17 protein-coding genes are annotated in these 18,038 nt (G+C 50.0%); 5 read left to right on the plus strand and 12 right to left on the minus strand.

Annotation, left to right across the window (positions count from 1 at the left end):
- Positions 1-15: 15 nt before the first annotated feature.
- From traJ to AB5935_RS16455, 8 genes are all read right to left on the minus strand, one after another.
- Complete coding sequence (gene traJ / locus AB5935_RS16420; protein WP_120053266.1) at positions 16-1,011, minus strand: conjugative transposon protein TraJ; 996 nt, start codon at positions 1,009-1,011, stop codon at positions 16-18.
- A gap of 19 nt (positions 1,012-1,030) precedes the next feature.
- Positions 1,031-1,657: a DUF4141 domain-containing protein gene (locus AB5935_RS16425; RefSeq protein WP_038611211.1), complete on the minus strand. Its 627-nt coding sequence runs from the start codon at positions 1,655-1,657 to the stop codon at positions 1,031-1,033.
- Between the two features lie 11 nt (positions 1,658-1,668).
- Positions 1,669-4,182 (minus strand): TraG family conjugative transposon ATPase, encoded by a 2,514-nt coding sequence (locus AB5935_RS16430; protein WP_038611214.1) that lies wholly within the window; start codon positions 4,180-4,182, stop codon positions 1,669-1,671.
- Positions 4,179-4,514: a DUF4133 domain-containing protein gene (locus AB5935_RS16435; RefSeq protein WP_038611217.1), complete on the minus strand. Its 336-nt coding sequence runs from the start codon at positions 4,512-4,514 to the stop codon at positions 4,179-4,181. The genes AB5935_RS16430 and AB5935_RS16435 overlap by 4 nt, the downstream gene beginning before the upstream one ends.
- A 10-nt stretch (positions 4,515-4,524) precedes the next feature.
- The gene (locus AB5935_RS16440) at positions 4,525-4,821 is read right to left on the minus strand and encodes a DUF4134 domain-containing protein (RefSeq protein WP_038611220.1); all 297 of its coding nucleotides are present in this window, start codon (positions 4,819-4,821) and stop codon (positions 4,525-4,527) included.
- Between the two features lie 164 nt (positions 4,822-4,985).
- The gene (locus AB5935_RS16445) at positions 4,986-5,648 is read right to left on the minus strand and encodes a hypothetical protein (RefSeq protein WP_038611223.1); all 663 of its coding nucleotides are present in this window, start codon (positions 5,646-5,648) and stop codon (positions 4,986-4,988) included.
- A gap of 2 nt (positions 5,649-5,650) precedes the next feature.
- Positions 5,651-6,079, minus strand: coding sequence for a DUF3408 domain-containing protein (locus AB5935_RS16450; RefSeq protein WP_038611226.1), 429 nt, complete (start codon positions 6,077-6,079; stop codon positions 5,651-5,653).
- 1 nt (position 6,080) lies between these two features.
- Positions 6,081-6,863, minus strand: coding sequence for a ParA family protein (locus AB5935_RS16455; protein ID WP_038612572.1), 783 nt, complete (start codon positions 6,861-6,863; stop codon positions 6,081-6,083).
- Positions 6,864-7,428: 565 nt separating this feature from the next.
- On the opposite strand from AB5935_RS16455, the gene mobA reads away from it, so the two are divergent.
- The 3 genes from mobA to mobC are packed head-to-tail and all read left to right on the plus strand — an operon-like array spanning position 7,429 to position 11,136.
- On the plus strand, positions 7,429-7,851 hold the full coding sequence (gene mobA / locus AB5935_RS16460) for a conjugal transfer protein MobA (RefSeq protein WP_038611229.1): 423 nt from the start codon (positions 7,429-7,431) through the stop codon (positions 7,849-7,851).
- The gene (mobB, locus tag AB5935_RS16465) at positions 7,836-9,107 is read left to right on the plus strand and encodes a conjugal transfer protein MobB (RefSeq protein WP_368327490.1); all 1,272 of its coding nucleotides are present in this window, start codon (positions 7,836-7,838) and stop codon (positions 9,105-9,107) included. The genes mobA and mobB overlap by 16 nt, the downstream gene beginning before the upstream one ends.
- Before the next feature lie 19 nt (positions 9,108-9,126).
- Positions 9,127-11,136 carry a conjugal transfer protein MobC gene (gene mobC / locus AB5935_RS16470; RefSeq protein ID WP_038611234.1) on the plus strand — a complete coding sequence of 670 codons (2,010 nt, stop codon included), beginning with the start codon at positions 9,127-9,129 and terminating at the stop codon, positions 11,134-11,136.
- A gap of 13 nt (positions 11,137-11,149) precedes the next feature.
- Here mobC and AB5935_RS16475 read toward each other — a convergent pair whose 3' ends face one another.
- From AB5935_RS16475 to AB5935_RS16485, 3 genes are read right to left on the minus strand one after another with little or no spacing between them, the layout of a single operon-like run.
- On the minus strand, positions 11,150-11,638 hold the full coding sequence (locus AB5935_RS16475) for a DUF6650 family protein (RefSeq protein WP_008772017.1): 489 nt from the start codon (positions 11,636-11,638) through the stop codon (positions 11,150-11,152).
- 35 nt (positions 11,639-11,673) lie between these two features.
- Positions 11,674-12,684 carry a nucleotidyl transferase AbiEii/AbiGii toxin family protein gene (locus AB5935_RS16480; RefSeq protein WP_008772018.1) on the minus strand — a complete coding sequence of 337 codons (1,011 nt, stop codon included), beginning with the start codon at positions 12,682-12,684 and terminating at the stop codon, positions 11,674-11,676.
- An 11-nt stretch (positions 12,685-12,695) separates the two neighbouring features.
- Positions 12,696-13,397 (minus strand): DUF6088 family protein, encoded by a 702-nt coding sequence (locus tag AB5935_RS16485; RefSeq protein WP_038611239.1) that lies wholly within the window; start codon positions 13,395-13,397, stop codon positions 12,696-12,698.
- A gap of 467 nt (positions 13,398-13,864) precedes the next feature.
- Between AB5935_RS16485 and AB5935_RS16490 the strand changes: the two genes are divergently transcribed.
- Together AB5935_RS16490 and AB5935_RS16495 are read left to right on the plus strand one after the other, a co-directional pair.
- A complete protein-coding gene (locus AB5935_RS16490) occupies positions 13,865-15,169 on the plus strand; it encodes a DUF4099 domain-containing protein (RefSeq protein ID WP_008772021.1) in 1,305 nt (434 codons plus the stop codon).
- Between the two features lie 26 nt (positions 15,170-15,195).
- On the plus strand, positions 15,196-17,283 hold the full coding sequence (locus AB5935_RS16495) for a type IA DNA topoisomerase (protein ID WP_038611241.1): 2,088 nt from the start codon (positions 15,196-15,198) through the stop codon (positions 17,281-17,283).
- Positions 17,284-17,380: 97 nt separating this feature from the next.
- On the opposite strand, the gene AB5935_RS16500 is transcribed toward AB5935_RS16495, so the two are convergent.
- Entirely contained in the window at positions 17,381-17,899 is a 519-nt protein-coding gene (locus tag AB5935_RS16500; protein WP_008772023.1) for a dihydrofolate reductase family protein, read from the minus strand.
- Positions 17,900-18,038 lie beyond the last annotated feature (139 nt).

The following is an 18,038-nucleotide window of genomic DNA, read 5'->3' on the forward strand; positions in this document are numbered from 1 at the left end:
AAATTTTGATGTTGTTTATTTGAGTAGTTTTCCCGATACCTTTCCACCGACTGCGCCAACCGCAGCCCCGGCGACTGACCCGGCTTTCGACACGTTGCGGTTATAGGCGGACATACCGCCAGCCGACACAATCCAGCTTGCCACCGTTGGAATGGTGAAGTAGCCCACGATGCCGATAATCATAAAGATTACATACACGGTGCTGCTCCCGTCAGGAATGAAATTCGGGTCTGAAAGTTCCTGAATGTCCTTTTGGAGCATCAGCGTTTGTATGCGAGCCAGCACACTGCTGAACAAGTCAGACACGGGTAACCACAGGTAAATGGAGATATAGCGTGAAATCCACTGGGTCAGCGTGCTTTGGAAACCGTCATAGACGGAAATCGCAAACGCCAGCGGACCCAGTATGCTTAACACAATCAGGAAGAACGTCCGCAGCGTGTCTATAATCAGCCCCGCCGCCTGAAAGAGCATTTCCAGCAATTCCCTGAACCAGTCCCGGACGGACTTCTTGATGTTGTAAGCCGCCCTGTCCATATACATACCCGTCATAGTCACCATGTCGGAGGGCGACCAGCCCAGCTCCTCCAGTTGTCGGTCAAATTCCTCGTCCGATACGAGGTAAGCCGTTTCGGGGCTTCGCATCAGGGCTTCATATTCCAGTCGGTCTTTCTGCGCCCGGTACTCGTTCATGTCGAAAGTCTGCGTTTCCATAAGCTGGTTGCACCCTTTCACCACTGGCGACAATACCGTGTTGATAGTCCCCAACACGAAAGTTGGAAAAAACATGATACACAGCCCCAGCGCAAAGGGACGGAGCAGCGGGTACACGTCTATGGGTTCGGCACGTGCGAGCGACTGCCACACTTTGGCGGCTACATAGAACAAAGCTCCCAATCCGGCAATACCTTTCGCTACCCCTGTCATGTTGCTGCACAAGGGCATCATTTCATCGTACAGCACCCGCAACACTTGGTGCAGGTTGTCAAAATCCACTGCTGCTAATAACATAGGCATACCATATTATATGTTACCAATAGCGTTCATCCGCCGAGCCGTAGAGAGCCAACACCCGGTCGGTGTCGTTCTTCTTCTTCGCCCGCAGGTAGGACACGGATATGTTCTTGCGGGTGTAGTAGTTCACGAGGTTGCGGTAGTTGAGCAGGCTTTTATAGGCGTTGTCGATGATTGCCAGCCGTTCGGCATCCGTCAGCGACATCCCCGTGATGTTCACTACATTTTTCAAGTCCTGCAACACGTCCGAGCTTTCCGACATCAGTTTGGCATAGCCGAACGATATTGCGGAAAGTTCGTCAGGCGTGAAATTCGGGTCTGCCAGCATGTTTTGGAAATTGCGCACGTATATTTCGGATATTTCCGCCACCAGTTCAATGGACTTCTTCACCTTGACACCGCCCTTAACCACGTCATGCACCGCTTTGAGCGCATCGTAATATTTTTTACCCTGCTGGAAAATCTTCTGCGCTTCCATAAAGCCGTCCAGCGTGTTCTTGGCTGTGGTAGAGGTCTGCACTATCTGCTTGGTGGTGTTAATGATACCCTGTGCCAAGTTGCCGGGGTCTGACACCACCCACTGGGCGGATGCCTTGCCGATAAAGCAAATGCACACCGCCATAAAGAGGATTATTTTCTTCATGTTCCTAATTTTTAAGTTGTTGATGATTGGGGATTACGTTTGCTTTCCGCAAGCCGCTTGATAGCCAGTTCAAGGTTGCCGCCCAGCTTGTCGGCAAGGGCGAACAGTTCCATTTTCTCGCTTTCCTCTGTCGTGAATGTATAATATTCTTCCAACGAAACTTCGGTTGCGTACACCGCTGACTGCGTACCGCCCAGCGAAAAGAAAACTTCCTTGTACTTCCGTCCGGGGTGGTTCGCCATGTTGATAGACAATATTTGCGAACGCTCCTTGTCGGTCAGTCCCAGCAGATTTTGTATGCTGTCGAACTTGTTCAGATATTTTCTTTGGTCTAACAGGATTTTGCAGTCCGAGTTGTTGATGATGCTCTCTTTCACTATGGGCGAGGAAATAATATCTTCCACTTCTTGCGTTACCACAATCGCTTCCCCGAAATATTTTCTGACGGTCTTGTACAAATATTTTATATAATCCGCCATGTTCGCACTTGCAATCGCTTTCCACGCTTCCTCAATTAGTATTAATTTCCTTATTCCCTTTAACTTGCGCATCTTGTTGATAAAGGCTTCCATGATGATGATAGTCGTTATCGGGAATAAAATCTTGTGGTCTTTGATGTTGTCCAATTCAAAGACAATGAAGCGTTTATGCAACAAATCCAGCTCCTTGTCGGAGTTCAGCAGGTAGTCGTATTCACCGCCACGATAGTACGGTTCAAGCACGTTCAGAAAGTTGTCGATGTCAAAATCCTTTTCCCTGACGTTCTTTTCGGCAAGCCGCTGTCGGTAATCATCCCGGACAAACTCGTAGAACGTGTTGAAGCAGGGCGTTACCGAACGGTCATTGCCTATCCGTTCGATATAGGCACTTACCGCATTGGACAACGCCACTTCTTCCGACCTCTTGGGGGCTTCATCGTCCCGCTTCCACAGGGTGAGTATAAGGGTCTTGATACTCTCTTTCTTCTCGATGTCAAATACCCCGTCCTCGACATAGAACGGGTTGAACGCTATCGGGCTTTCGTTGGTGTAGGTGAAATAAATCCCGTCCTCGCCGTGTGTACGGTTGTGGATAAGCTGGGACAGCCCCAAGTAGCTGTTACCCGTATCTACTAATAGCACGTGCGCACCCTGCTCGTAATACTGGCGCACCATGTGGTTGGTGAAGAAAGACTTTCCCGACCCGCTCGGCCCAAGTATAAACTTGTTGCGGTTGGTGGTGATGCCTTTCTTCATGGGCAAATCCGATATGTCGATGTGCAGCGGGCGACCGCTTACCCTGTCCACCATTTTGATACCGAACGGCGAAAGCGAACTCTTGTAGTTCGTTTCTTCCACGAACAGGCATAGAGCCTGCCCCAAAAATGTGTAGAAACTTTCCTCTGCGGGGAAGTCGGCTTCGTTACCGGGTATGCCCGCCCAGAAGAGCGTGGGCGTATCGACCGTGTTGTGGCGTGGCTTGCACTCCATTAAGGCAAGCTGGCTTCCCACATCGTTGCGTATGCGTTTGAGTTCGTCCCGGTCGTCACTCCATGCCATGACGTTGCAGTGGCAGCGCACCGATACAAGCCCCTTGCTGTGGGCTTCGTTCAGGTACTCGTCTATCCACTCCTTGTTCACTTGGTTGGCACGGGAATAGCGGGAGAGTGATTGCATGTTCCGGGCGGTCTGCTCGAAGTTCTTCAGGTTCTCGGCGTGGTCGTCTATGAAAATATACTGGTTATAGACGTGGTTACACGACAATAGTACGCCCACCGGGGCGGCAAAACTTAACCTGCAATCGCTTCTATCGGTGGACAGCTTTTCAAACCGTGTATCTGTCCCGACCTTGCCGGGCAAATCTTCCACGTCCGAAAGCGTGTGCAGGCACAGTATATCGTCCCCGACACGCATTTCTTCCGGGTACAGTCCGATATCTTTCAGGCAGGTGGTATCAGTCTGTGATAGCGAGAAGTATTTCTCGATGATGCCCGCCTTTCCGTCCTGCCCGGTGATTTCCGATGCCGCCAGCCGGGTAAGGGTGACAAACCCGCTGTCGTTCATAATTCGTTCAAACTGTCCGACCGCCTCGATGAACTTTGCCGCCGCTTCCCTGTCCGCTATCTCCTGTGGGACAATCCTGCCCCGGCAGAGGGTGGAGAAGTCACTCTGTCGGCGGCTTCTCTCCCTTGTCGTTTTTGTCAGGAACAGGTAGCAGTAATGGTTCAGGAACGGGCGTTCATTGAAGTGCCGTTCAAAACTCCGGGACAGGAAACTAAGCTCGTCCCTTTCGGTGTCGGGCTGGTAATTCTCCTTGATGAAGAAGTCCTGCTTGTGTACTATGGAGTAGTCGGGCAGCACCTTGATTGCCTTGTACCATGCCGAATGTATGGCTTCGTACTCGGCACTGGTGACGGTGAACAGTTCGGGCAGTTCCACCCTGAAAGCCACCGTGATGTCGGCATCCTTTGAAATGATGCAGCCGTTCTCCACCGCCAAAAGGGGAAACTTCCTCTCCAGCGTGGTAGCCTTTAACGTATTCCTCATGTTCTTTCTTCCTTTCTTCTTTTGTAGGTGAATAATCGGGGTAACGCCTTTCTGTTGATAATGAAGCGGGGGTGTCTTTTGCGGGCGGCAGCTTTCATCAGCCCGTGTGTACCGTATCGGGCATTCAGCCGGAACGTCTGCCACACGAGCAGCAGCGAAGCCGACACGATGAAACCGATACATAGCCACTGGTTCACGCCTGCCATGAACAGGACGATGAACACCACGAACACGGCAAGCAAGCCGCCTGCAAAAATGAAAAGGTACTGGCTTTTCAGCCCCTTGAACTCCACCGACTTTCCGATACCCCTGTTTACCGGATATTCAGACATAGCCGCCGTTTTAGAGGAAGAACGACCGCAGGATAGTGGCGGCGACAATCAGGAAGATACACGCCCCGAACCAACTGGCGGCAGTCTTTGAGGTGTCGGGGTCGCCGCTTGAAAACTTGTTATATACTTTTACCCCGCCAATCAAGCCGCAGACCGCCCCGATTGCGTAAACCAGTTTTGTTCCGGGGTCGAAATACCCGGTGATTAGGTTCGTGGCTTCGGTGATGCCCGCCTGCCCATTGCCCTGTGCGTAGGCACTTACCGCAACGGCAAGGATAGCCGCTGACAAAAAGATTTTCTTTCTCATTGTGATTTGTTTTTAATGCCGGGCGGCGGGTGGGAAGTCCGCCTTTCCCGGCTGGTGAATAATTTGAAATTTTAGTGGTCGGGGATAGTCCCGTTTGTCTGTTTGGTTTTCAGGTTGCCAATCAACCGTAGTCACGTTGCTTCATATTGTTACACATTATTATATTACAGAAAATCGTTCATGTCGAACGCTTCGTGTTCCTCGCTTATGTTGCCAGTTCCGGCAGGGACAGCAGCCGTAGCCAGTTCCGCTTCGTTGCGCCCCAGCAGTTCCGCCACCTTTGCCAGCCCGCCGTTGATGTTCTCCACCACCGCATCGTAGAGGTTCGTCCCCTCAATACTTGCCAATGTTCCGGCTGCTTGCCGTTTCTCCGCTTCGGTGGGGTTGTCGGCGTTCGCCGTGCGTACCGCTTCGCCCAGTTCGTCAAAGCTCACGCCCGTAGCCCGCCCGGTATCATCGTCACCGTCCATGTACCCGGCTATTTCCTCGTCCTCGTAGTCGGGTTCGTTATTCTCGTAACCGAGCGTTTCTTCCGCTTCGGGTGTTGCTTCCGAAATGTTTTCTTCCGGCTGTCTGTCAGCCTGCGGCGCAAAAATAGTATCATTTTCAACCGCTTGCGGGAGGTGTCCCGATTTGTCCTGCGCTGTCCCGATTAGTCCACCCTTGTAGCGGCTTGTGCCTATCAGCGTGTAGCCTGAAACCTCATTTGGGGGAAGCGGCGCATCGTCCGTTCTGCCCGGTGATGTCCGTCTGTCCGTGTAGCGATACCATAGCCACAGGGCGATATAGTACACCAAAAGCCCGGTAAGTATGCAATAGATTACCATAGTCAGACAGGCTTTTGAAAGTTGCTTTCGTACAGGGTGTTTATCTCGTCTTGGTACTGCTCGAAGTGGCGCAGCAGAATGTTTTCCACGTAGCTGCTTACCGTCACCTTGCGCCCGCCTATCACCGTCACGATACGCATCAGCTTCTCGTGCGTGGTACGGCTCACGTACAAGGGCTGTCGGTCTGCCAGTTCCACTTTCTGAAAGTAGGTTTCCCGGTAGTCACCAGAACCGCCCTTGCGCTTGCGGTTTGTCGTTTTCTCCACCCGCACCATTTCAGTCAGCCGTCCCTCGTGGGCGGTTTCCGTTTCGCCGCCGGGCTGCGGTGCATCATCCGGCTGGCTCTCCCGCTTGACGGGTACGCCCTGCGAGATAAGTTCTTTCATGAAATCCTCGTCTATCTTCGGCATCCCGCCGCTTTGCTTTGCCATATCATTGTAATTTGATGTAGTACACTATTTCGGTTATCAGTTCTTCCAAGTTGCTTCCCCTTACCAGCGGGCGGCTGGCGGGAAAGAGCGTGGAGCGGAACACCACCTTTTTATCTGCTACCAGTTCCTTTTTGTAGCGTTTGGTATCGGGGATAAAGGTTTTCATTAGCGGCAGTTCCAGTTCCTTAATGGTCTTGTCGTAGGCGGTGTAAAGGTCTGTTTTCTCCCGTCCGTCCACCATGTTCCAAAAGAGGTACAGCCCGACAAGTCGGCAGGCTTCGTTCTTCACCAGCAACTTTTGGATAGCCACCGCAAACGACAGGCTGCTTTCCAGCACCACTTTATCGGCTGAAATCGGGGTGAAGATATAGTCCATGCCCGCAAGGGAGTTGATAACACCCTCGCTGTTCACCGTGCCGGGTAGGTCGAAAAACACTATATCCGGTACGTGTCCGGCGGCTATATATTCGTCAGCCGTTGCAATCGCCTTTTCGGGCGAACTGCACAGCACCGGGTAGGCTTTCTTTCCCAGCCGGGTAAACTGTTCATACGCCATGCGCTTGTAATCTTCATCCGCCCCGACTTGCTCGGCATCTCGCTTGCGCATCCCGGCAATGGAATGTTGGGGGTAATCGCAATCCACCACCGCCACATCGTAACCTTTGAGGTAGTAGAGGTAACTCGCCGCCAGCACGGTAAAGGTGGTTTTGCCGACCCCGCCCTTTTGGGTGGAAAAGGCGACATAAAGGGGTGTTTTCTCGTTTTCCATATTGCTTTCTTTCATTATTGGTTGATAGATTTGTTTATTGCTTTCAATCATTCTGTCTTTCATTCATTCTTTCAATATTGCCGTCTTGAAATATTGAAAGAATGTTTTATTTCAATCTTGTTTTCTTGCTTTCATTCTTTCTTGAAAGATTGAAATCCTGCAATCATGTTTTCTTGAAATCATGCTTTCAGCCAATCTTCCTTGCTTGAAATATTTCTTTCAATCTTGAAATCTGATGCAAATAAAGGGAGAAAAAACGTCCGTTTTTAGATGTGTCCCGATTTGTCCCGCGATGTCCCATTTTGTCCACCAACCACCTATTTTACAGCATCATAAATCACCGTTACTTTGCACCGGAGTAACGAACCGCAGGGGGCAGAGGTGTAAAACCGGGCTGGTGCTTAACCGGGCTTGCCGTTTCACGCTGACCCCAATCCGTCCGTGACGGATTTTGATTTTCGTCAGAAAATAGCAAGGTGTGTTTTGTATGCTACAAAACCGTTTTCCGTGCCTGAAAACGCCTTGCCCCTTGCGGGGGTAAAAATCACTCCGAAGTCGTAATTTTTTAATTCAAAGAAGTATGGAAACAAGAAGAACCAACAAGGGCGGTCGCCCCGCCCTCGCAGACCCGGCGAAGCACCGCCATGTCCTTTACCTGAACGACCGGGAGAACGCCCGCTTCCTCTCGCAGTGGGAGCAGTCGGGCGTTACGAGCAAGTCCCGTTTCATCGCCGCACGGCTGTTCGGTGAGCCGTTCCGGGTGGTAAAAGTGGACAAGTCAGCGGTAGAATACTGTGCCCGGCTGACCGAATTTTACGCCCAGTTCCGGGCGGTTGCGGTCAATTACAACCAAATTGTAAAGGCGTTGCACGGCAACTTTTCGGAGAAAAAGGCACTGGCTTTTCTCTATAAATTGGAGAAAGCGACCACCGAACTAGCGATGCTGAACCGCCAAGTCATTGCATTAACCAATGAATGTAAGGAACTATGGTTGCCAAAATAAGCACGGGCGGCAATATGTTCGGCGCACTGGCATACAACCAAAACAAGGTGGATAGCGAAGAAGCAAAAGTGCTTTTTTCCAACCGGATGCTGTTAAGTGAGGACGGGAATTTCTCTATCAGCGAGTGTATGCGCAGCTTTGAAATGCAGATGCCCGTCCAGCTATCCACCAAGAAGCCGATACTTCATATTTCCATAAACCCGCACCCGGAAGACGTGCTGACCGACCAACAGCTTTCCGACATCGCACGGGAGTATATGCGGAAGTTGGGTTATGGCGACCAGCCTTATTTGGTCTATAAACACGAGGACATCGACCGCCACCATATCCACATCGTGGGGTTGCGGGTGGACGAGAGCGGCAGACCGCTGAATGACAGGTTCGAGCATCGGCGCAGCAAGCAAATCACCCGTGAACTGGAAAAGAAATACGGGCTGCACCCGGCAGAGCGGAAGGAACGTGCCGAACGCCCCGAACTGAAAAAGGTGGACTATGCCGCCGGGGACGTGAAGCACCAAATCGGCAATACCGTGAAAGCGGCTTGCTACGGCTACCGCTTCCAGTCGTTCGGGGAGTACAAGGCTTTGCTTGCTTCCTACAATATATGTGCCGAGGAAGTCAAGGGAGAGATAAACGGCAAGCCTTATCAGGGCATTGTCTATTCCGCCATGAACGACAAGGGCGAAAAGGTGGGCAATCCGGTAAAGGCATCCCGCATCGGCAAGTCGGTGGGCTATGAAGCGGTGCAGCGCAGAATGGAGAAATCGGGCGAGGTGATTAAGGATAGAAAACTGAAAGAGCGCACCCGGAAAATTGTAGCCGCCACCATGCAGACCGCCCGTAGCCGCAAGGAACTGGAACAGCAGCTAAAGAAACAGGGCATTGACGTGGTATTCCGTCAGAACGACAGCGGGCGCATCTATGGCGTTACGTTCATCGACCACGACAGCCGGGTGGTGCTGAACGGTTCACGATTGGGCAAGGAGTATTCGGCGAACGTGTTCAACGAACGCTTTTCGGGGGAAACAGAAAATATGCACCAGCCTGAAATGGCAGTACCACGGCAGGAACAATCCACGCATCAGGAACAGCCGAGCTTCACACCGAAAGCCGACATCGTTTCGGGTATGGCATCCGTGCTGGGTGCTTTCGGCGGTTTGTTGGGCGGCGGTTCATCCGCTGGTGACGAGCCACAAGATACCACCAGTCAAAAGAGAAAGAAGAAGAAAAAGAAGCGCACAAGGCGCATCGACTAACTTAAAAAACATTACAATCATGCAGCAAGAAGATGATTTGAGAGGGCTTGCAAGGGTCATGGACTTTATGCGGGCTATCAGTATTCTATTCGTGGGAATAAACGTGTACTGGTTCTGTTACTCCACCCTGAAAGAGTGGGGAGTGACCTTTGAGGTGATAGACAAGATACTGTGGAACTTCCAGCGCACCACCGGGCTGTTCTCGTCCGTTCTCTGGACGAAACTTTTCTCCGTGGTGTTCCTTGCCTTGTCGTGCATCGGTACTAAGGGTGTGAAAGAGGAAAAGATAACGTGGACGAAGATACATTGCAGCCTTGCGACGGGTGTCGTGCTGTTCTTCCTGAACTGGTGGCTGCTGGAACTTCCCCTGCCACACACGGCAGGTACGGTGTTTTATATCGCCACGCTGTCGGTGGGATATATCTGTATGCTCATGGCGGGTACATGGATGTCCCGGCTTTTGAAGAACAACCTTATGGAAGATGTCTTTAACATGGAGAACGAAAGTTTTCAGCAGGAAACAAGGCTTATCGAGAACGAGTATTCCGTAAACCTGCCGACCCGGTTTTATTATAACAAGAAGTGGAATAATGGCTGGATAAATGTTGTAAACCCGTTCCGTGCCAGCCTTGTACTGGGAACACCGGGCAGCGGCAAGTCGTATGCCGTGGTAAACAGCTACATAAAACAGCAAATCGAGAAAGGTTTTGCACTCTATTGTTATGATTACAAGTTTCCCGACCTGTCGGAAATCGCTTACAATCAACTACTTAACCACTTGGACGGTTACAAGGTCAAGCCTAAGTTTTACATTATCAATTTTGACGACCCCCGCAAGAGCCACCGATGCAACCCGATAAACGCCAGCTTCATGTCGGATATTGCGGATGCCTACGAAGCCAGCTATACGATTATGCTTAACCTCAATCGAAGCTGGATAAGCAAACAGGGCGACTTTTTCGTGGAAAGCCCGATTATTCTTTTGGCGGCTATAATTTGGTATCTCCGTATTTATCAGGGCGGTAAGTATTGCACGTTCCCCCATGCCATAGAACTGTTGAACAAGAAATACGCCGATGTATTCACGATTTTGCGCAGCTACCCCGAACTGGAAAATTATCTTTCCCCGTTCGTGGACGCTTGGGAATCTGAAGCTAATGAACAGTTGCAGGGGCAGATTGCCAGTGCGAAAATCCCGCTTTCAAGGATGATTTCACCCGCCCTTTATTGGGTAATGACTGGCGATGATTTTTCATTGGACATTAACAACCCCAAAGAGCCTAAAATACTGGTTGTCGGCAACAACCCTGACCGTCAGAACATCTATTCAGCGGCACTGGGATTATACAACAGCAGAATAGTGAAGCTGATAAACAAGAAAGGTCAGCTTAAAAGTTCGGTGATAATAGATGAACTACCGACCATATATTTTCGTGGGCTTGATAATTTGATTGCTACGGCACGAAGCAATAAAGTGGCGGTGCTGCTGGGCTTTCAGGATTACAGCCAGCTTACCCGTGACTACGGGGACAAGGAAAGCAAAGTAATCCAAAATACTGTGGGTAACGTGTTTAGCGGTCAGGTAGTCGGTGAAACGGCAAAAATACTGTCGGAGCGTTTCGGAAAGGTGTTGCAGAAACGGCAGAGCATGACGATAAACCAGCGGGAGAAGTCCACCTCGATAAGCACCCAAATGGACAGCCTGATACCTGCCAGCAAAATATCCAACCTCACGCAAGGCATGTTCGTGGGGGCGGTGGCGGACAACTTCGATGAACGGATAGAGCAGAAGATTTTCCACTGTGAAATTGTGGTGGACAATGAAAAAGTGAAGCGGGAAACCGCCCGTTACGTAAAACTTCCGCAAATAATCGACTTCACCGACAAGGACGGCAACGACCGGATGCAGGAAGAGATACAAGCTAACTACGACCGCATCCGTCAAGAAGTCTGGCAGATTGTCGAGGACGAGATAACCCGAATCAAGAATGACCCGGAGCTATGCCATTTGATAAGGGATGAAGAATAAACGGCGAGGAACATTATTCCTCGCTATCTTTTTCAGGTAATATCGAAGCTAATTCATTCTCAATATCTATCCCATAAGCCACAGCCATTTGCGCCAACATAATACCAAATGTACCTCTTAATTCGCCTAATGTAGAATTAAATTTCCAGCTACTTATACAATCATAATTGTGCAAATAAAAATGCACCTTATTATTCTCATTAGCATATTGATTTAAGAACTTCCTACATGCAATACGCATTGCTTTTATGTAATTATAAAGATTGGTTTCTGATGATATATCTTGTATCTTATCTGTTAAAAAATGTCTGATTTCAATTATTGAATGAATACAATGGTCAGGACATTCTTGTTCATAAGGATTATATAATACTCTTCTGTCTTCTAAAAAACGTATAATCTTAATTGCTTTTGTACGTTCTGTTTCAGACGGATTCCAAGATATACCGAAAACGGGGCAACTTATACCAGTTAATCGTTCTCTTATTTCTTTGAAAATCATACAATTATTTCGTTTATTTTTATATTAATCAACGGCTATTCTTTGCTTTGTTGCTTTATTCGGTAGGCTTCAAAACGCACCAATATTTCGTGCAGGTTCTTCAATGCTTCCACAGCTTTGCCTATCGGCGGCATATTGCTTTTGTCAAAGGTCAGTTTCTTCAAATCGGTAGTGTATGCCGTAGCCACTTCGGGCAATGCCATGACCGCTTCGGCATCCTTGAATATCGGTGCATCAGCCAGCGACAAGTGCGAACGGGAGTTTTTGTTTAGTCCGTCCTCTATCGTCACTCGGTACATGGCATCCAAGAAATCTTCCGAATGTAGGTAATCGTTATATTCCTGATTGTGGTAGAGTGCCGACAAGTCGTAAACGTCACGGATATGCTTTGCCAATAATGCGGCGGCATCCTCATTATAAGATAATTTTACTAACCTTGAAACCTTGTCGCAGATAGTCTTTCGGGGATTGATGCACTGCGTTTCAAAACTTTCCAGCCCGTAGGTGCTTATCAGTTCCTTTTGCCCGATGCTTTCAAGAAAGGCTGTCACAATCGGTTTGATAATGCGCTTGTCCGCCGGGTAGAACATCAGTTTTTTGTCCGGCAGGTCACAAGACTTTATTTCTACTTCCAAATGTTCTTTCAGACCAACGCCCTGAAATACATTGTCATACGAGAAATACAGTTTACGGTAATTACCGCCCGTTTCCGACAAATCTTCCTTGTATATGTCACTGTTAAGTTCAGCTATGTATTTGGAAAGTTTCTTGTTCAATGTCTTTTCCGCCTGCTTGGACGCACCTTTATCACCCGTGAACACGAACAAGTCCAAATCTTCCGAGAAGCGTTCTATCAGCCCATATGCTTTGGAAAGCGAAGTCCCGCCCTTAAAGTAGGTCTTATCCGCATATTCGGACAGGGAAATATCCCGCAGTATCTTCGATACCCAGTAATCCTTTTCCACGTGCGACTGTTCGTAACCGAAATGTTCAGCCGCCAGTGCGATGATTTCCTTGAATGCTTCCTTGTCTGAATGTAAATCCATATATATTTGTCTTATGCCGTTTTATAATCCAAGTTGAACCGTGTCGTGGGAAGAAGTGTCTTTGCCATTTCCGTTTGCAATACGGTTTGCCTGATGTCGCCCAGTATGTCTGCAACCACCTTTCTGACACGTGGCGGGTAATTTTTCGCCAAAGATACGATTTTTTCCAGTTCCGGCAGGCTGTATTCGTTGAAATATAGGCTTTTGAGCCGGTTGTAAATGTCCTGCCCGGTTGTTCCGGGTATGTGCTTCATGTCCTTTATCGCATCGAGCAACCGCAAGTACGGAACAAGGCTATCATCCTGGTAATCCGTGCAGTAGGCTTTCACGCATTCTATATCCAAGTTCCTGAAACGGAAACGGCGTACTGGGTTGGGAGTGGCTATCGTTATGGTAGTGGCAACCTGTTCGGTCAGCCCCATTTTGTTATAGACGTAAGCCCCCGTGATATAGCCATTCAGTTTTTCCGTCAGGTAACGGAACTGTTCATCCTGATAGACGGGCAGCTTTCCCAGTCCCAGCACTGATTTCTTGGGACGGTAGTACGCCCCTTTTTCAATCCGTACCAATACCCCTTTTCGGCTCTGCTCGGAGAGCAATACCGCAACATTGGCAGTCTTTCCCGTATCGAATGACAAATCCCGGAACGTGAAGATACGCCCGGCATCTATCCGTTCAATCTGTCCAAGTATCTCTTTTCTGAATGAAGCCATATTTATGTCCTTTATTTCTATTTGCAAAGATAGTATATTATGTAATTACCTGCAAAAACATAACAAATATTTTACCGAAGATGTTTTCTTTTTATAGTGTCACCTGATAATAGAAGAATAACGGAAACTCAATCAAAGGTTTGCCAAACGCTTCACAAACGCTCCAAAAATAAGCTGTTTTTTAGCTTTTATTTTTATATACAGCTTATTATAAGGCGTTTGCTAAAATCACAAACGTTTCATAAACGTTTCACAAATGGCTCATCTAAAGAGAGTGATTAACTTGCTCTTTTTTTATGCCTGTTTCCAATTCTGCAACCATTAATTGCAGTAATTCATCCTACCCGGACAAATCGGGACAGCGCAGGACAAATACGGACACTCCTTTCCACCTATCCAAATATAGCATATTTAGTGGCTATCTTTGGGCGGGACTATTCCCGTAACCACTAAAATTTCAATTATTTATGGCAAACAGAATGACCCCGCCCGCAGAGGGGCAGGAAAAAGACGTGCTGCTGGTCTTGGATAAACAGCAAGGCAAGGTGAGTGCCGTCAAGGGTATCGACAAGAACGGCAATTTGCAGACCGTGCCGCCGACACACGGCGGCGAGTTCATGCAGGTGGACAAGAACAGCGATGTGCTCAGCAACTTCCTTTCCAATTTCTTCCGCAAGTTTCAGGACACTTCCGGGCTGGAACTTTTCAGTGTCAAGGCTTCCGAAGTGGAGCAGAACGCAAAGGCAATCGAGGACAACCACCGCAACCCTACCCCGGAGGGCGACAAGCTGGCTGAAATGCTTCGAGTGCCGAAGCCCGACTTCCACGAGTTCAAGCAGGGCTACCGCTTCGACCCGGCAAAAATCGACTGGGAGAACCTGAAAAAAGTCGGCATCACCGCCGACACCCTGAAAAACACGAAAGACTTCGACCGGGTGATGCGTGGCTACAAGTCCCGCAACACTTACACCGTTTCGGGGACGGTAGGCGGCTTTTACCTCAAACCTACCGATGTCAAGCTCTCTTTCTATCAGGCAAAGGACGGTACGGTAGTACCCAAGCTGCACGGCGTACAAATGGATGAAAAGTTGTTGCAACGCCCGTACAACGGACACGACTTCACCAAGCAGGAACAGGGCAACTTGCAGGGTACTGGCAACTTGGGCGGCATCGCACAAATCAAAGACCCGAAAAGCGGCGAACAAATCCCCGTGTTCGTCAGCCGGGACAGGTACACGCACGAACTGGAATACATGCGGGCAGACAAATGGAAATGCCCCGATACAATCTGTAACGTGAAAGTCAGCCCGGAACAGAAAGCCGCCTTTGAAGCCGGGCAAGCGGTCAAAATGGAAAACCTGCAATTCAGGGACGGCACGAAGCGCAGTGCCTATCTACAGGTCAGCGCAGTGGAGCGTGGCTTGGAGTTCCTGCCCCGTGCCGCCGTCCAGTTCTTGCAGCAGGGAGAGCAGCAGGTAGCCGGACTAAAGGACGGGCAGGGCGTTGAGTTCAACGGTCATGTGCAGTCCGGCGCACAGGGCAAATCACCCGACAAGGTGCAGCCGAAAGACGTTACCCCCGCCGCCGAGAGCCGGACACAGGTAGCGGTCAATACAGAGGGCAAGACCAACGAAGCCACCAAGCAGGGCAAAGAGCCGTTGAAACAGGGGCAGCAAAAGCCTACCGCCAAGCAGAAAGAGAAGCAGGACAAGGCGCAAGACAAGAGCCTGAAAGCGGACAAGCCCAAAAAGTCCAAAGGAATGAAAATGTAGTACCCACCCTTAAAAAGTAAAGAATTATGATTGCATTGATAGCAGAGAAGCCCAGCGTGGCAAAAGACATCGCCCGCATCATCGGAGCGACACAGAAGAATGACGGTTATCTTTCCGGCAACGGGTATATGGTGACATGGGCGTTCGGCCACTTAATCCAGCTTGCCATGCCGGAAGCCTACGGCGTGGCGAACTTCCGCAGGGAGAACCTGCCCATACTGCCGCCCGATTTCCAGCTAATCCCCCGTCAGGTGAAAGCCGAGAAAGGCTACAAGGCAGACCCCGGTGTGTTGAAACAGTTGAAAGTGATTAAAGAGGTATTCGACCAGTGCGACAAGATTATTGTAGCAACCGATGCCGGACGTGAGGGCGAATTGATACACCGCTACATCTATAACTATTTAGGCTGTACCAAGCCCTTTGTACGCCTGTGGATAAGCAGCCTTACCGACAGGGCAATCCGTGAGGGGCTGGACAACTTGCAGCCGGGAGAGCGTTACGATAACCTCTACCTTTCTGCCAAGTCCCGCAGCGAAGCCGACTGGCTGATAGGGATAAACGCCACCCAAGCGTTGAGCGTGGCAGCCGGGCAGGGCGTGTTCTCACTGGGTAGGGTGCAGACACCCACGCTCGTGATGATATGCAGCCGCTATTTGGAAAACAAGAACTTTGTCCCGACCAAGTTTTGGCAACTCAAAGCCGATACCGCCAGCGGTAGAATCAGTTTCACCGCCCAATCTACCGCCAAGTGGGAGCAGCAGCCCGAAGCCATAGCCGCCCTGCAACGGGTAAAGGATGCCGGGCAGCTTGCGGTGAAGTCCGTTGAAAGGAAAGAAACCAGCCAAGAACCGCCCCTTTTGTATGACCTTACCACGCTACAAAAGGAAGCGAACACGAAACTGAACTTTTCGGCGGACAAGACCCTTTCCATAGCGCAAAGCCTGTACGAAAAGAAAGTGATGTCATACCCCCGAACCGGGAGCCGCTATATCCCGGAGGACGTTTTCGATGAAATGCCGGAACGTGTCGCCCTGCTGGGGCAGTACCCCCGCTTTGCCGGGTATACCGCCGGGTTGAACGGCGTAACGCTGAACCGCCGCAGCGTGAATGACGGCAAAGTGACCGACCACCACGCCTTAATCGTGACTGAAAACCTGCCCGGTGAACTCTCCAAAGACGAACGGGCGGTTTACGAACTGGTAGCCGGGCGTATGCTGGAAGCCTTTTCGGGCAGGTGCGTGAAAGACGTAACCACCGCTGTGCTGTCTGCCGGAGATACCGACTTCACGGTGAAAGGGTCGGTGATGAAAGAAGCCGGGTGGCGTGCCGTATTCAGCGAGCAGGAAACGGGAGAGGATGAAGAAACCGCCAGCCTGCCGCCACTCCAAAAGGGCGAAAACCTGCCTATTTCCAACGTGGAACTGTTGGAGAAACAGACCAAGCCGAAACCGCCGCACACGGAAAGCAGCCTGCTTGCCGCAATGGAAAACGCAGGCAAGGAACTGGAAGATGCCGAACTGAAAGCCAGCTTGAAAGATGCCGGGATAGGTACACCCGCCACCCGTGCGGCGATTATCGAAACGCTGTTCACCCGCCAATACATCGTGCGTGATAAGAAGAACCTTGTACCCACCGACAAGGGGCTTGCCGTTTACAGGATTGTCAAGGACAAGAAGATTGCCGATGTCGAAATGACGGGTATGTGGGAAACCGCCCTTTCCAAGATAGAAGCGGGAAACATGGATGCCGACACGTTCCGAAAGGGTATCGAGGTGTACGCCGCCCAAATCACGGCGGAACTGCTTTCGGTACAATTATCTGTTGCAGGCAGTGAAACCTGTCCCTGCCCCAAATGCAATAACGGGCGCATCCTGTTCTACCCGAAAGTGGCGAAGTGTTCCAACGTGGACTGTACGCTTACCATATTCCGCAACAAGTGCGACAAGCAGCTTTCCGACAAACAGATTGTCGAGCTGGTGACGAAACGCAAGACCGGGCTAATCAAGGGCTTCAAGGGCAAGAACGGCAAGGCTTTCGATGCTTCGCTGGTGCTGGACGAACAGTTCAATGTCGCCTTTTCATTTCCCGGAAAGAAAGGAAAACCGAAGAAATAGCCTATCTTTACCGCTGAAATTTCATTGTGATAGGTTTTGCCACTTATGATAATTGAAATTTTAGTGGTTGCGCCCGGAGGGAAACCGGGCGCATTTTTTACAAATGCCCGTCAAACAGGTAGGTGGAGCGAACAATCCCGCCGTCCAGTACCCCGCTTTCCGACAGTTTCCATTCCAAGCCTAATGTTTCCCCGATGAAACCGATGCCCTTGCCCACCATGACGGGGACGGTGTAGATAGTCAGGCTATCCAACAGTCCGGCTTTTATCAGCGAAGTAAGCAACCTGCCACCGCCCACCACTAATATATCGGTTTCCTGTTTCAGTTCATAGACCCTTTGCAGCGGTTCTTCGGTCAGGAACTCCACGCCGCAGTCCGGCGTAACATTGGTGTCGTAGTGTGACACCACAAAAGACCGCTTGCTTTTGTGCGGCCACCCGCCCCAGTGTTCAAAGATGTAATTGTAGGTGTTCGCCCCCATAAGCAGGCAATCCGCTTCCAAGTATTGTTTACTGACGATATTTTTTATTTCACGGGGTAGCCAGTCCAGTTCATAATCCGGTGTGGCGGTATGTCCGTCAAGAGATACGGCGATGTGCGCTTTAATTTGTTTCATCCTATCAGGTGTTAAACAGTTGATAATCTATTTCAAACCGTCCGCTAATACCTCAAAAAAGAGGCTCACCCGATAAACCTGGGGGATTAAGCATACAGCTTTGTAAGTCTGAAAAGAAAGAATTTTATATCCGTTACTC

Origin of the sequence: Phocaeicola sp. RTP21198st1_B8_RTP21198_201120 (assembly GCF_040929485.1) — a bacterium.
Classification (GTDB): Bacteria; Bacteroidota; Bacteroidia; order Bacteroidales; family Bacteroidaceae; genus Phocaeicola; species Phocaeicola dorei.